This is a genomic window from Peribacillus sp. P4_B1, assembly GCF_056402395.1.
This window is the reverse complement of the sequence record NZ_JBFUHM010000015.1, coordinates 16,639-31,338: the sequence shown is the minus strand read 5'-3', so window position 1 is coordinate 31,338 and position 14,700 is coordinate 16,639. Positions and strand designations below refer to the sequence as shown.

The window sequence follows — 14,700 nt, the reverse complement described above, 5'->3', positions numbered from 1 at the left end:
TTCAATAGAGTGACAAAAGCCCACTCTCTCTATAAATAAGGGAGACTGGGCATTTAAATATATTTTTAGCTCTTTTTGTTTGATTTCTTGGAAAACGCTTGAGTTATTAATTAAGTAAGTAAACCCGATATTTATTAATTCAAGAATCCAAATTGTTCTAAATTTTTTAAGTAATATTGAAAATACTCATCTGAAATGTCAGTTGGATACTCTGCGACGCCCCTTTGAATAAGTGAACCTACAATCAACGCATTTAAATAACCATTCAATTTCTCACACTGGTCTCTTACAATAAACTCCGAAATGTATTTGCCATCTTTGCTTTCGAAGAATATATCGATTCTTCTACCTTCTTGTTCATCTAATAGTAAATGGTTGTAATCCCATTCGATTTTTTTTATTTTTTTCTCATTAATCGGATTTTCGTGATTATCCAGGACTTGTTCCTTGTGGTATCGTCTTTCTTCGTTTGAAAACAGTTTATTTAACACCGATGGATCATCTATAACAAGACACGTGAAAATCTTAGAGTATTCTAATTGGTCATCATTGACTAAATCTAGCACTTCTTTTTTTGAAAATTCTCTGGCTTTAAATTTAGATAAAATACGGTCAACGACCTGTTCCTTAGTTAACGATAATTCATCTTGCCTATATAGGTATTGTTTATATAACTTTTCGTAATTGTTCATTGTTTACCCCCTGCGTTTATTTGACGGGTCCACCGTAAAAAGCATGAGCTTTCGGAGCTCGCTTATAAGGGTGCCAATGCCAGTAATAACCTTTTTTAGGTTTACCATTAAGTTTGTCAACCTCATTTATTGGTTTTCCATTCTTAGCTGTTTTCGCATACTTTGTTGCTATTTACCAAGTAGTGCAGTGTGGTTGATTTCCCCTCCAGATGCTCACCGCCTGCTGCTCCCGCAGGAGTCTCGCACTTCCAATCAACCTTAAATCGTTTCGTTTTAAAAACAACAATCTTTACGAAAAGAGCCTTATTTAAATAGAGGATTTTTGTGTAGGCTTATTACACGGTAAGTCGAATTATGCCGAGTTCAGGTGAATTATTTCCCGGGAAAGTCGAATTATTCCCGGGGTTTGTCGAATTAATTCAGTGTAGGACGGATTACATCCTATCTTGTCAACGTACATATAATTGGAACTCCGCACCTTTAGAGTTTAATATAAAGGTATATGAAGGTTAGGTTGATTCCCTAATTTTAAGTTTGGTAGGTAATTTAATAACGTCGCGCTTTACTTCCAAATCATTATTTAAATATTTTATTAACTCTATGACAGAGCGTTGTCCCAGTTCCATAATTGGTATATCGATTGTGGTTATGGTGGGGGTTGTGACTTGGCAAATTGATTGATTATCATAACCAACTATAGCTAGGTATTCCGGTATTTTATAATCCAACGTAGTTGCCCTTTTAATAATTCCTGCTGCAACTTGATCATTTCCAGTAAATAAGGCAGTGGGTTTTTCTTTTAATTTAAAGATTTCATCACAAATACGGAATCCATCTTCAATATTAAAACCATGTCCAAATATCCAATCTTCATTGTGTAGTAAATTATTATCCGCTAACGCTTTTAAAAACCCCTCTTTTCTTTGACTCTGGGCCTGACTATACGAAGTATCGTAACAAAAACCTATCTTTTTATGGCCTTTTTTTATTAAATGATTAACAGCTTGGTATGTCGCTTCCGACTCATCATAACCAATAATTGGTATAGGGGCGAAATGGTGGTATTCATTACACAATAAAATTGGGCCGTATTTCAAATAAGGCTTTATTAGATTCCATTCATTTTCTAACGCTCCTAAAATAACTCCATCTACTTCTCGATTCTTTAATTTTTCCATAACATCCAATTCATTTTTCGAATCATAAAAGGTTTGAAAAATAAGAACTTTATAATCATTTTCCAATGCTGCCAGAGATACCCCTTTAACCAAATGGGCAAAGAATGGATGATCGAATCTTGGGACTGATAGTGCAATGGTTTGGGTTTTATTTGTCCTAAAATTCCGGGCAAGTGAACTTGGTGCATAATCAAGTTCTTCAATGACCTTTAAGATTTGTTCCCTTTTTTCTTTTGATACATATGGATGATTATTCAAGACTCTAGATACCGTTGTTTTAGAGACATTGCACATCTTGGCTATTTCGCTAATTTTAGTCATTTGATCACATCCTTGTAATAAGTGGTTGACATGTTATCGATTTCAGAAGTTATTATTAAACCGTTCCTCACATATCACATATTACCAAATTTTTCTGAGTTGCATTTTTACATGTTATTGAAGCGGATATTTTTAGCTAATGGAGGGGTTGTTATGTTATTGAATAAAAAGGGCGGGTTTCAGTTGCTGCCAAATGTTGAAGACCCAAAATATATTGTATTCTGTGATTTTGATGAAACCTATTATCCTCACTCCATGAGTCACGAGAGACAGAAAGATTTATATGAACTTGAAAGTTACTTAGAGGCAAAAAGTCACGATGGAGAACTTGTCTTTGGCTGGGTCACTGGAAGTAGTATCGAATCAATATTACATAAAATGGAACAAGGTGGCTTCAGATTTTTCCCGCATTTTATTGCCAGTGACTTAGGTACCGAAATCACCTATTTCTCAGAAAATAATTTTTTGGAAAATGATCCAGATTGGCATTCACAGATTACTATCGAAGAATTTAATAAAAGGAAAGTCGATGAAATTTATAATGTTCTACATAACGGCAATATACCATTGATTCCTCAGACTCAAATGGGAGTTTCACGCTACAAAAGAAATTATTATTATCAAATACAACATGAATCTGTCGACAAGAAGAACTTATCCACCATCCAAAGGGTTGCCAAAGAGTACGGGATAGGGGTAAACATTAATCGTTGTAATCCCCTTGCCGGCGATCCTGAAGATAGTTATGATATAGACTTTATTCCATTAGGTACTGGAAAAAATGAAATTGTACGTTTTATGCTAGACAAATTCGCGCTGAGTCGGGAGCATGCCATTGCATTTGGGGATAGCGGAAATGATCTGCTCATGTTAAAAAGTGTTAAACATGGTTATCTGGTAGGGAATGCAACTCAGGAAGCCAAGGAAGCTCATACTAAAATAGCGACAGGTACGTACTCTAAAGGAATATTAAGAACTTTGCAATCAATCATTAATCATTGAGGGGAAGTATAAGTAGTGAGAAGTTGGAGCGCTTTTGCCACAGCTTTAACTTTCTGCTAACGGTATGGTTTTTCTATCAAGCAAGCAATTCATTCCATGTTTCTTGACCTGCTTGCTTATCTGCCATAATCTTGTTTGCCTTTTGGTATTTATATAATGCCGCCTCGGTATTTTCCCCGAATATTGCATCAAGGGGACCGGGGCTATATCCTTCCATATAAAGGGCTGCTTGCAGGATCCATGTGATGTTGCCAGCAGCTCCTTTTTTTAAGGTGACGGTTGCTGTCTTGGTTTTAGGTCCCCATTTTCCATCGACAATTAGCTTTTTATTGTATTGCTTATTCAGCTCCGTTTGTAAACCTTTTATTAGAGCCAATCGAGTTTTTGGACCATAAAACCCATCACCTTCAATATTCGTTTTATATCGGCTATTTAACGTTTTTTGTATCGAAATTATATGACTATCTCCTTTGCTGGCCTTCGGCATTTCCATTTTTTCTAATTTGAAGGTAAGGTGAGGTTTTTTTCCTGCTTGTAACTGTTTATAGGATAACCCGCCCGTCATCTCCAAGTGGGGATAATCCCTGAATGAAGTCCAATCCCCGCCCCAGATAAATCCTAACTCTTTACCTATGGCAGCCACACGCTGCCATTTTGAGTTCACTGTCCATATCGCTTTCTTGCCATCATAATTCACAATGAAGAAATCAATAGCCAGTCCAAAATTATGATAAGATTGGCCTGGCTTAGCGTTTGTCACAATGGGCTTAGCTAGATTACTATAGTTTTTTCCATTGTAGCTGTAAACTCGTCCTTGACCATAAAGGTTGGCTTGTTCTTCTAGAGAGCGATAACCTGCACTTATCTGGACAGTGATCCCTTCATTATAAGCACGTTCCACCATTTCCAATGCTGATGCCTTCACAACAGGATTCATCCCTTTGCCCATCTTTTTCACTGATAGATCCAATAACGTTCGTAATGCTACCGTCAATGTAATCCCCCCTATTAAGTTCCGAAAGCCGTTCCCTTTCAGACTTTATATAAGCCTTTTTAATGGAAAAGTAGCATGGTTGGGAAATTTTGTTCTCATTTATTATAGAATGGAAGTAATAGGTTATTTAACAAACGTTCCAGCTGATTTCAGAAATCCGCTCCCTTTCCGCCGACTGCCTGCCAAGCCTCCTCGACGCAAGCGTCTGTGGGGTCTCGGCTAGCCAGTTTTTCGGCAGGAGTGTCGCAATTTTCTTCAATCCATTAAGGATTACAGTAAAAAATCATGAAGGATAAGCAAGTTTTCTTTTAAAAACATGCTACGGGGTGAGACCATTCCGAACTTCATTTTGATGACAAAAGGATATCTGGATTTTTTAAACTAAATTGATTGGAACGGAAGGTACGAGACTCCTGCGGGAAAAGCGTGGCCAAGGGAGACCCCACAGGCGCGAAGCGTCGAGGAGGCTCCCGGACCGCCCGCGGAAAGCGAGTGCCTGGAGTGGAAATCATTGCACATACCCTCTTTCGGAAATCCACTCCCTTTCGCACACTGCTTGCCAAACCTCATCAAAGCAAGATCTCCGGGATCTCGACTAGCCAGTTATTCGGCAGGAGGGTCGCAAATTTCTTCAATCCAGTTTTTATAGATTTATTTTTGGATTTTACACCTTTTTCCAATATTGATAACTGAGGTGAAAAATCTTGTTGTTCCTTTACAATAGAAAGGGAATTTCATTTCCCCCAAAAAAATAGACTGCTTCCGTTCGCCTGTTTGCGAATGAAAGTAGCCTAATAATGAATTATTTTATTAATCTCTTTAACTTATGCTTTTATTTCAATAGAGGGGCTTATTGTAAAGTCAGCCTCTGTTTTACTTTTCACTTCATCAAGTGTGATGCCATTTTGCAATTCAATCAATTCCATGCCAGCTTCTGTAAATTGAAAAACAGCCAGTTCGGTAATCAGGCAATGGACGACCTTTTCTCCTGTCAATGGCAATGTACAGTTCTTTTTCACTTTGGATTCCCCATGCTTGTTCACATGGTCCATAATGACAACAATTCGTTTTGCGCCTTGGACGAGGTCCATCGCTCCGCCCATTCCTTTTACCATCTTCCCTGGAATCATCCAGTTTGCCAAGTCCCCATTCTCGGAAACTTCCATCCCGCCTAAAATGGCTAGATCGATGTGGCCGCCGCGGATCATCGCGAACGATTCAGCGCTATCAAAAAATGATGCCCCTGATTTTGCCGTCACTGTTTCTTTTCCAGCATTAATCAAGTCCGGATCGACTTCATCCTTTTGCGGATAAGGCCCGATTCCCAGTAAGCCATTTTCCGATTGAAGCATAACATTAAAGTCATTTGGAATCATGTTGGCAATCAAGGTCGGCATTCCAATCCCTAAATTCACACACATACCATCTTGGATTTCTTTAACGGCCCGTTCTAAAATCAGTTGTCTAGTCATTCGAATACTCCTCCTTTTTATGCGTTAGCGGTTGTAAGTCTTTCAATTCGTTTTTCATAGTCATTTCCTACAAGTACTTTCTGTACATAAACCCCTGAAGTATGAATTTCATCCGGATCGAGCTCTCCAGTGCCCACAAGCTCCTCCACTTCGACAAGCGTGACTTTCCCTGCTGTGGCAACGACAGGGTTAAAATTCCTTGCCGTTTTCCGATATACAAGATTACCGAAATGATCTGCTTTCCAGGCTTTTACAAAGGCAAAATCTCCGACTATTCCTTTTTCCATAATGTAGGTGCGGCCATCAAACTCTTTATGTTCTTTACCTTTTGCGACTTCCGTTCCTACTCCTGTAGCTGTATAAAAGGCAGGAATTCCCGCTCCGCCCGCTCTTAAGCGCTCGGCCAGCGTTCCTTGGGGAACTAGCTCGACCTCCAGTTCGCCACTTAAGAATTGCTGTTCAAATAACTTATTTTCCCCTACATAAGAGGCGATCATTTTTTTGATTTGTTTATTTTCAAGCAAAAGACCCAGACCCCAATCGTCGACTCCACAATTGTTGCTGACAATCGTCAAATCCTTTACACCTTTGTTACGCAAAGCAATGATTAGTTTTTCTGGTATTCCGCTTAATCCGAACCCGCCAACGATAATGGTTGCTCCATCCTCGATTTGTTGAATAGCGCTATCAAAAGATGTTAATAATTTACTCATTTTCCATCATCTCCATTCTTAATACTATTCTATTAAATAAACAGTGAAGTTGCAAAAGCTATGATGAACACGGTCACTGTTTTCAAAACCGTAATCGCAAAGATATCCTTGTAAGATTGACGATGTGTCAGTCCAGTAATGGCAAGCAAGGTAATGACGGCACCATTATGCGGCAGCGTATCCATCCCGCCAGATGCCATCGATGCAATTCGATGAAGCATTTCCGGGGTGATTCCGACACTTTGGGCCACCTGTAAATAGTGACTTCCCATTACTTCTAACGCAATCGAAAGTCCACCGGATGCAGATCCGGTAATCCCTGCCAGCACATTGACGGCGATTGCTTCGGATACGAGCGGATTACCGCTTGCATCGAACACCCAGTTTTGAATGACCGAGAATCCAGGAAGCGTTTTCACCACATTCCCAAAACCAACTTCAGATGCAGTATTGAATATGGCAAGCAATGAACCCATTGCCGCAGCTGTTAATCCACTTGCCAATTTGACCTTGATACGTCCAACATTCAGAAGCATCGCTGCAATAATACCGATTGTCAATGCAACAATCAAAGACCAGGATGAAGTGACTGTGCTTACATCGGCAATGTTGAAAGTTTCCTTCAGCATTGATGCATCATACCAGTGCTTAACCGAAATGGCACTGCGGCTGAAAGCAAAATTAAACGCGACGACAAGGATGAGCGGTACGATGGACAGCCAAAAGTTAGGCAGGTTTTGCTGTTCTGCACTTTCTGGTTCATTAATATGTCCTTCCCCGTAGCCTTCACCATTTGCCACCGCTTGCCTGCGGCGGCGTTCTAACCAGAGCATTCCTCCAGTGAATACCATGATCGCGCCAATAATCCCCATTAACGGAGCAGCATAGGTATCTGTTCCGAAATAATTCGTTGGAATGATATTTTGAATCTGAGGTGTTCCAGGAAGAGCATCCATCGTATAAGTGAAAGCGCCTAATGCTATCGTTCCTGGCAATAATCTCTTTGGAATGTCTGCTTCTTTAAAAATTGCCGCTGCAAATGGATAAACGGCGAATGCCACTACAAACAGCGAAACCCCGCCATATGTAAGCGCCGAACAGGCCAGCACTACAGCAAGAATGGCCTGCTTTGAGCCTAGTGATTTTACGATGGTCTTGGCAATGGATGCTGCTGCACCGCTCATTTCCATGACTTTTCCAAATACCGCCCCTAGTAAAAATATCGGAAAAAACGCTTTTATATAGTTGGCAGCAAACGTCATATATGTCTCTGTATAACTCGGCAGCAAATGACCACCAGATAAAATGACCGCCAATAACGTAACAAGCGGCGCTATGATAATGACCGGATAGCCCCGGTAGGCTAAAAAGATTAAAAGTCCCAGCGCCACAACGATGGCTAGAATTTGAATCACCAATACTATTCCCCCTTTTCTTTTCTCCCCTTGCCCCAAAATTATTTCGGAGGCCTATTAGTAGAAACATTAATCTCCTAAATTCCACATTTTTAATTTTTCCGCTTTTACCATCCAAACCTGCCTTCCCCAAGTCAAGCTGAATGATCTTACTAAGTGCTTCCCAATTTTTGAGAACGCTTTCAACAATCTGTTGAATTACGAAATCCCTTTTCATTTTACGTGGTAACACCAGATAAAATGACAGATAGACCATTCACTAAAGTAATCAAGCAATTCTTGTGCCAACTTAAATTAAATGGAAAAACCTCAACTTTTAAAGCCTTTTCAAACATTTTATTTCCCTTTTAAAAGCTAAAACCCCTTAAAACTGTCAAGGTTTCAATACACATAAGTATAAACTTCAAAAAAGTGTAAGCCTTTTCTTACAATATTTAAATTTCCTCTCAATTTATGTACGGATTTCTTGACACACTCACAAATCACTAGAATAAAATAGTCACAAATATGTGTCTATTCTTAAGAGGTGGTTAGTTAAAAAGTATTAAAAAGTGCCCTTTGGCTAAAGGGCACTTCAGACTGTAGATAAACTCGATAATACTTGAGTTTGTCTACGGCTATTTTAGGGTTTGTATAAATTGAACGTTACGTGGAACGTAAGGCACTTGCTTTCCCGCAGGAATCTCGCACACCCGTTCCAATCTACTTTATTAAAAATTCAGATAGTATCCTTTAGCAAAAGGATACTTTTCAACAGTCATAAACCATATTTATTCATTTTTTCATACAGTGTTGTTCGGCTCACACCGAGTCTCTTTGCCGTTTCTGATTTATTACCAGAAGTCATTTCCAAACATGAAACGATTGCAGCCCGTTCGGTTTCATCCATCACTTCAGCTAAAGTGCGGATTGAAACTGACTCTTTATGACCCGTTATCTCTTTAGGGAGTTGCTTGGAACGTATCATTTCCCCTTCTTCAACAATATTCATTGCACGTTCAATGATATTCTCCAGCTCACGAATATTACCCGGCCATTTATAAAGGCGAAGCAGCCGTAATGCTTGATCACTCATCCCCGTTACGCGTTTTTTCATGAGGTTCTGGTACTTTTCAACAAAATGATTTACCAGTATTTCAATGTCCTCCGGTCGCTCCCTCAAGGAAGGAACCTGGATTTGCAAGACCTTCAGCCGGTAATACATATCAAGTCGGAATTCCCCTTTCGAGACCATTTCCTCCAGATTACGGTTTGTTGCAGCGATTACCCGTACATCAATCGGAATGCTTCCCGTCGAACCGACCCTCTCAATCTCTTTTTCTTGTAAAACACGGAGCAGCTTCACCTGCATATGCAGTGGCAGCTCACCGATTTCATCCAGAAAAATCGTACCTCCTTCAGCCGCTTCGAACTTACCTGCTTTTCCGCCTTTTTTGGCACCAGTGAAAGAACCCTCTTCATAGCCAAAAAGCTCTGACTCCAGCAGCTCTGCCGGGATGGCGGCACAGTTCACTTTGACAAACACACCCATGGCCCGTCTGCTGTCATTATGAATGGAATGGGCAAACAGCTCCTTCCCTGTTCCGCTTTCGCCCAAAATCAACACATTTGAGTCGCTTTTAGCGGCAATTTTGGCTTGACCTTTTACTTCCATGAAAGCAGGGCTTCTCCCCATCAAATGATCAAACGTATATGAGGCCTTATTTCTCTCGCGAAAATCGCCTTTGTACTTTTTCAGCTCTACTTCAAGTGAATTTATCCGTTTGGAAAGAGCGGTAAATTGCCCGACATTCTTAAAAAGAATCTTACCGACCGCCCCTATCAATTTCCCTTGTTTCCTTATCGGGGAGCGGGTTGCAATTATATAATTATCTTTAATTTTCTGTAATTCAGCGACCTCTTGCTTGCCGGTTTTGGCGACCACATGCATACGGGTGTTTTCAATGACCTCCGTTACATGTTTCCCTATTGAGCTTTCCTGTTCGACGCCAAGAAAATCCGCATAAGCGTGGCTCAGCATTTGGACATACCCTTCCGTATCGACCATCACCAAGCCGTCATAGGCAAATTCGATAATATCCTTAAACAGCAGTTCTTCATGATTATCGACATTAAGAAAATCACTTTTATTATTTGTAAACAATAGGAGATAAATCTGATATTCCTCATCACCCATTTGAACGATTGCTTTTCTGATAATCCCATTATTACCGTTCAAACGAATCGGAGTATTTACGGCTGGTACAAGTTTTTTTTCTAAAATCAAATTTATTTGCAGATCAAATTGATTCTCCGCAAAAGCCTCGGATAATACGCGATTGCAGAGAACGATTTCTGTTTCGTTTTTCATTACCAAAACACCAAAAGGCAATTCTTCCAATATCGCTTTCACTAATTCGAATTGAACAGTTTTATTATCGCTGACCATTCCTATTCTCCTTAACCCGTCTGAAGTTTCCTCCATTATATCATAGGAAAATGGGGCCAAGTCATTACCGTTCCACAATCAGCGCAGTTCCCTGTCCGCCACCGATACATAAGGTAGCAAGGCCTGTTTTTGCATCCCTAAGTTTCATTTCATACAATAAAGTCACTAAAATCCGGGCACCGGAAGCACCTACAGGATGACCCAGAGCAATCGCCCCGCCATTTACATTCACTTTCTCCGGCTTCAACTCAAGGTCCTTAAGCACGGCGAGTGACTGTGCCGCAAAGGCTTCGTTCACTTCCATCAAATCAATATCAGCTATTGTCAATCCCGCTTTTGCCAAAGCTTTTCTTGTCGCAGGCACTGGACCGTAACCCATGATTTTCGGATCAAGCGCGGCGTTTGCATATGACTTAATTGTTGCTAACGTTTCCAGTCCCAGCTCGTCCGCTTTTTCTTTAGACATTAGGACTAACATCGCACCCCCATCATTGATTCCGGATGCATTTCCTGCCGTAACCGTTCCATTTTCCTTAAAAGCAGGACGCAGCTTCGTTAGCTGGTCTATCGTCAGCCCATGACGAGGGTGTTCATCTTGGTCCACCAAGATCGTCTTTCCTCTGCGTTTATATTCAACAGGTACGATTTCATCTGCAAATCGTCCTTCAAGCTGGGCCTTTTCAGCCTTTCTTTGGCTATCTAAAGCAAATTCATCCTGCTTTTCACGGCTGATTTCCCACTGCTCGGCGATATTCTCCGCAGTCACGCCCATATGATATTGATTAAAAACATCCGTTAAGGCGTCATATGTCATGGAATCGACTGCTTCGGCATTACCCATTTTCTGTCCAAAACGATAATTTGGAAGTAAATACGGGGCATTGCTCATGCTTTCAATACCCCCGGCGAGAATCACATCAGCATCACCAAGGGCAATGAATTGGGCCCCCATTATTACCGTACGGAGGCCAGATCCGCAAAGTTTATTAACGGCCATGGCTGGCGTTGTTTCCGGAATCCCTGCATGAATCGCAACCTGACGTGCCACATTTTGCCCTAATCCAGCAGATAGAATATTCCCAATCAATACCTCATCGATCATGTCAGCCGAGATATTTGCCCGCTTAATCGCTTCCTTAGCTGCAACAACTCCCAATTCAACCGCTGAAACATTGGCAAGACTGCCACCAAACGCACCAACTGGTGTTCTTGCTGCCCCTACAATCACTACTTCTCTCATAATACTTCCTCCTTCTCCATTTTTAATTTTCCCAGTTTAATAAAATGACGGTCCCTCTCATTGATTTTCTGGGAAACGGTAGATTCTTCATACGTAAAAATCCCTTCTCCCGACTTCGTCCCAAGCTTTCCCTTAGCAACCAAATCACGAATCAAATCAGGGGCTTCCTTACTCTGATCCAATACCGGTGAAACATTATCGAAAACGCGCTGCCATGTATCCAGTCCGCCAAAATCAGCAATCTCGATCGGCCCTGTAAATGCCCAGCGAAAACCCGGTCCAGCCGTTATCGCTGTATCGATATCCTCAGCATCTGCAACGCCCTCTTTTAATAGATAAAAGGCTTCCCGCATCAAGGCAGTCTGGAGACGATTGGCGATGAATCCTGCTATTTCTTTTTTCAAGAGAATCGGAGACTTGCCGATTTTACGCATTAAATCCATTGTTGCCTTGACTATTTCCGGATTTGTTTCGTCATGCTGAACAATTTCAACCAATGGAACCAAATGGCCAGGATTAAAGAAATGCGTGATGACCATTCTGTCCGCAAACGAGGCCTTCCCCATCAATTGAGAAATCGGAAAGGTCGATGTATTTGAAGCAACAATGGCATCCGGTTTGATTATTTCCTCCATTTGCTCATATAGATTTAACTTCAGCCCGATGACTTCCGGAATGGCCTCAATGATAAAATCAGCATCCCTTACTGCCCCTTTCAAATCTACACTGTATGTAATATTCGCTAAAGCGGCTTGCTTTTCCTGATCAGTCAAAACCCCTTCCTCAATGAGCAGTGATAGATTCTCAGAAATTCGATTTTGGGCATGATATAGCAACTCTTCCTTTATATCGTTAATGGTCACGAAATAACCGCTTACTGCAAATGACTGTGCGATCCCGCTTCCCATTACACCTGAACCGATAATGGCAACTTTTTTAATCATCCAGCTTCCCCTTTCCGTTTCAATTACCTGTATTTACTCACCTTTTTATATATGCAATATTTATGCCAACGATAAGGGGAAATAAAATTCTTTTTTTATCCAGAAAATCATGATAGACTCTTACTCATTAACCTAAACCATATTTTTATAACCTTCCCTTTATATTTCCGATTGAGCTTACCTTGTGAAATATTCCCTGCTTACTATATAAAATGACAGACCTGGACCATTACATTTTTTATTGGAGGAATGTAAAATGGTTAAAGATAAAGTGGCGATAATTACCGGATCTGCTAGAGGAATCGGCTTTGAGATTGGAAAGATATTTGCTGAAAATGGCGCAAAGGTCGTTTTGTCCGACCTTGATCAAAACACAGTTGAAAAAGCCGCTTTAGACCTAAGGAACAAAGGCTTGGAAGTTATCGGCTTAAAAGCAGACGTAACAAGTGAAGAGGATATTATCCAGCTAATCAAACAAGCTAAAGACAAATACGGACGAATAGACATTTTCATCAACAACGCCGGCCTTCAGCATGTTGCACCAATTGAAGAGTTTCCAACTGAAAAATTCGAACTGATGATCAAAATCATGCTGACCGCCCCATTCATTTCAATTAAGAACGTTTTGCCCATCATGAAAGAACAGGGCTTCGGCAGAATCATCAACATCTCTTCCATTAACGGTCTGATTGGATTTGCCAACAAGGCAGCATACAATAGTGCAAAACACGGTGTAATCGGATTAACGAAAGTCGCCGCCTTGGAAAGCGCCTCTTTTGGCATTACCGTCAATGCCCTTTGCCCGGGATACGTAGACACACCACTCGTCCGCGGTCAACTGGAGGATCTGGCGAAAACAAGACAAGTACCATTAGAAAGCGTTTTGGAAGAGGTCATCTATCCACTTGTCCCACAAAACCGCTTACTTGATGTAAGTGAAATTGCCGACTACGCCATTTTCCTCGCAAGCGACAAAGCACGGGGCATCACAGGCCAGGCAGTCGTGTTAGATGGCGGATATACAGCACAATAAAAGGAGAAACATCTACAATAAACCCCGAATAAATGACACCAAAAAAGGTGCTCTGTATTCGGGGTTTTCTGCCTTTATGGGGTTATGGAAAAATTTGGTGGTATAAAGAATTCGCACATGTTACAGTAATATAGGGATATTTCCCATTTTACAAATACAAAAGGAGGCCTTGTCATGATTATTAAGTGGGTTAGACTGTGATAATTAAGGGGCAGGCCAATCATATGCTCCGGGAAGTATTTATTAATCTTCGCCATGGTAACGGCTATTAGATAATATTTAATACGGAGGTAAAAAACATGAGTGAACAGATACTTAAAATAAATAACGTGGATATATGTACAGAAAGTTTTGGAAACCCAAAGGACCCTGCTGTGCTTTTGATCATGGGGGCAATGTCTTCATTAGACTGGTGGGATGAGGACTTCTGTCACCGCCTCGCTGATTCGGGGAGGTTTGTCATTCGGTACGATCATCGGGATCTGGGGCGATCGGTCATTTATGAACCGGGTACCTCCAACTATACAATAACGGACATGGCTGACGATGCCGCGGGTGTCCTGGATGCTTATTCCATAGAGCGGGCTTCTATCGTCGGAATGTCGCTAGGCGGTATGATCGGCCAGATTCTTGCCTTGAGATATCCGGAACGCGTAAACACGCTTACGTTAATTGCATCAAGTGTGTTCGGGACTGTAATGGAAAAACTGCCTCCAATGGACCAGAGCATATTGGATCACCATGCAAAGAGTGCTTTCATGGATTGGTCAAATCGGGAGGCGGCCATCGCTTTTCTTGCAGATGGATGGAAAACTTTAGCCGGTTCCAAACCTTATGAGCAGGAAAGAATGTATAAACTGGCAAAAAGAGAGGCGGACCGCGCCAAACAACTACAAAGCAGATTTAATCATGCCATGCTTGCTGGCGGAGACGAATATTTTGATAGAATGGGTGAGATCAGCATACCTGTCCTCATCATTCATGGCACAGAAGATCCAGCCTTGCCGTACGAGCACGGGCTTGCTCTTGCAAAAGCCATCCCTCATGCTGAATTAGTGACCCTTGATGGATCAGGACATGAGATTCATAGTGAGGACTGGGATGAAATTATCGATTCAGTTATAAAGCTTACTTCGCGATAAATTAATAAGTTGCAAAATTAGCCATTATGTAAGGTGGCTGCCTTTTTATACTTTCAAATTTTGAAAATGAATAATCCTAGTAGGATTAAAGAAAAATGTGGGTTTACCACGTTATCGATATCCCTA

Annotated in this window: 14 protein-coding genes; 4 read left to right on the top strand and 10 right to left on the bottom strand. The window is 41.0% G+C overall.

Annotation, left to right across the window (positions count from 1 at the left end):
• Positions 1-134: 134 nt before the first annotated feature.
• Positions 135-692, bottom strand: coding sequence for a hypothetical protein (locus tag AC1DVK_RS10850; RefSeq protein ID WP_427088738.1), 558 nt, complete (start codon positions 690-692; stop codon positions 135-137).
• A 509-nt stretch (positions 693-1,201) separates the two neighbouring features.
• Positions 1,202-2,191: a LacI family DNA-binding transcriptional regulator gene (locus tag AC1DVK_RS10845; RefSeq protein ID WP_477626467.1), complete on the bottom strand. Its 990-nt coding sequence runs from the start codon at positions 2,189-2,191 to the stop codon at positions 1,202-1,204.
• 153 nt (positions 2,192-2,344) lie between these two features.
• On the opposite strand from AC1DVK_RS10845, the gene AC1DVK_RS10840 reads away from it, so the two are divergent.
• Positions 2,345-3,193, top strand: coding sequence for an HAD-IIB family hydrolase (locus AC1DVK_RS10840; RefSeq protein ID WP_410862002.1), 849 nt, complete (start codon positions 2,345-2,347; stop codon positions 3,191-3,193).
• A 76-nt stretch (positions 3,194-3,269) separates the two neighbouring features.
• Here the strand turns inward: AC1DVK_RS10840 and AC1DVK_RS10835 are convergent, their stop codons facing one another.
• Both AC1DVK_RS10835 and AC1DVK_RS10830 read right to left on the bottom strand, forming a co-directional pair.
• Complete coding sequence (locus AC1DVK_RS10835; RefSeq protein WP_477626466.1) at positions 3,270-4,187, bottom strand: peptidoglycan-binding protein; 918 nt, start codon at positions 4,185-4,187, stop codon at positions 3,270-3,272.
• 127 nt (positions 4,188-4,314) lie between these two features.
• Complete coding sequence (locus tag AC1DVK_RS10830) at positions 4,315-4,446, bottom strand: hypothetical protein (protein WP_477626465.1); 132 nt, start codon at positions 4,444-4,446, stop codon at positions 4,315-4,317.
• Positions 4,447-4,577: 131 nt separating this feature from the next.
• On the opposite strand from AC1DVK_RS10830, the gene AC1DVK_RS10825 reads away from it, so the two are divergent.
• Entirely contained in the window at positions 4,578-4,880 is a 303-nt protein-coding gene (locus AC1DVK_RS10825; RefSeq protein WP_477626464.1) for a hypothetical protein, read from the top strand.
• Between the two features lie 131 nt (positions 4,881-5,011).
• Here the strand turns inward: AC1DVK_RS10825 and AC1DVK_RS10820 are convergent, their stop codons facing one another.
• The 6 genes from AC1DVK_RS10820 to AC1DVK_RS10795 form a co-directional block, all read right to left on the bottom strand.
• Entirely contained in the window at positions 5,012-5,659 is a 648-nt protein-coding gene (locus tag AC1DVK_RS10820; protein ID WP_375166203.1) for a 3-oxoacid CoA-transferase subunit B, read from the bottom strand.
• 17 nt (positions 5,660-5,676) lie between these two features.
• Positions 5,677-6,372: a CoA transferase subunit A gene (locus AC1DVK_RS10815; protein WP_034309718.1), complete on the bottom strand. Its 696-nt coding sequence runs from the start codon at positions 6,370-6,372 to the stop codon at positions 5,677-5,679.
• A gap of 32 nt (positions 6,373-6,404) precedes the next feature.
• A complete protein-coding gene (locus AC1DVK_RS10810) occupies positions 6,405-7,790 on the bottom strand; it encodes a GntP family permease (protein WP_061464624.1) in 1,386 nt (461 codons plus the stop codon).
• Positions 7,791-8,544: 754 nt separating this feature from the next.
• Positions 8,545-10,251, bottom strand: coding sequence for a sigma-54 interaction domain-containing protein (locus AC1DVK_RS10805; RefSeq protein ID WP_477626463.1), 1,707 nt, complete (start codon positions 10,249-10,251; stop codon positions 8,545-8,547).
• A 28-nt stretch (positions 10,252-10,279) separates the two neighbouring features.
• Positions 10,280-11,455: an acetyl-CoA C-acetyltransferase gene (locus tag AC1DVK_RS10800; protein ID WP_477626462.1), complete on the bottom strand. Its 1,176-nt coding sequence runs from the start codon at positions 11,453-11,455 to the stop codon at positions 10,280-10,282.
• Complete coding sequence (locus AC1DVK_RS10795; protein WP_477626461.1) at positions 11,452-12,399, bottom strand: 3-hydroxyacyl-CoA dehydrogenase family protein; 948 nt, start codon at positions 12,397-12,399, stop codon at positions 11,452-11,454. The genes AC1DVK_RS10800 and AC1DVK_RS10795 overlap by 4 nt, the downstream gene beginning before the upstream one ends.
• 256 nt (positions 12,400-12,655) lie before the next feature.
• Here AC1DVK_RS10795 and AC1DVK_RS10790 point away from each other — a divergent pair, with 256 nt between their 5' ends.
• Positions 12,656-13,432 (top strand): 3-hydroxybutyrate dehydrogenase, encoded by a 777-nt coding sequence (locus AC1DVK_RS10790; RefSeq protein ID WP_061464627.1) that lies wholly within the window; start codon positions 12,656-12,658, stop codon positions 13,430-13,432.
• 299 nt (positions 13,433-13,731) lie between these two features.
• Entirely contained in the window at positions 13,732-14,574 is an 843-nt protein-coding gene (mleCBF, locus tag AC1DVK_RS10785) for a CBF family alpha/beta fold macrolide esterase (protein ID WP_477626460.1), read from the top strand.
• The last annotated feature ends 126 nt before the right edge of the window (positions 14,575-14,700 follow it).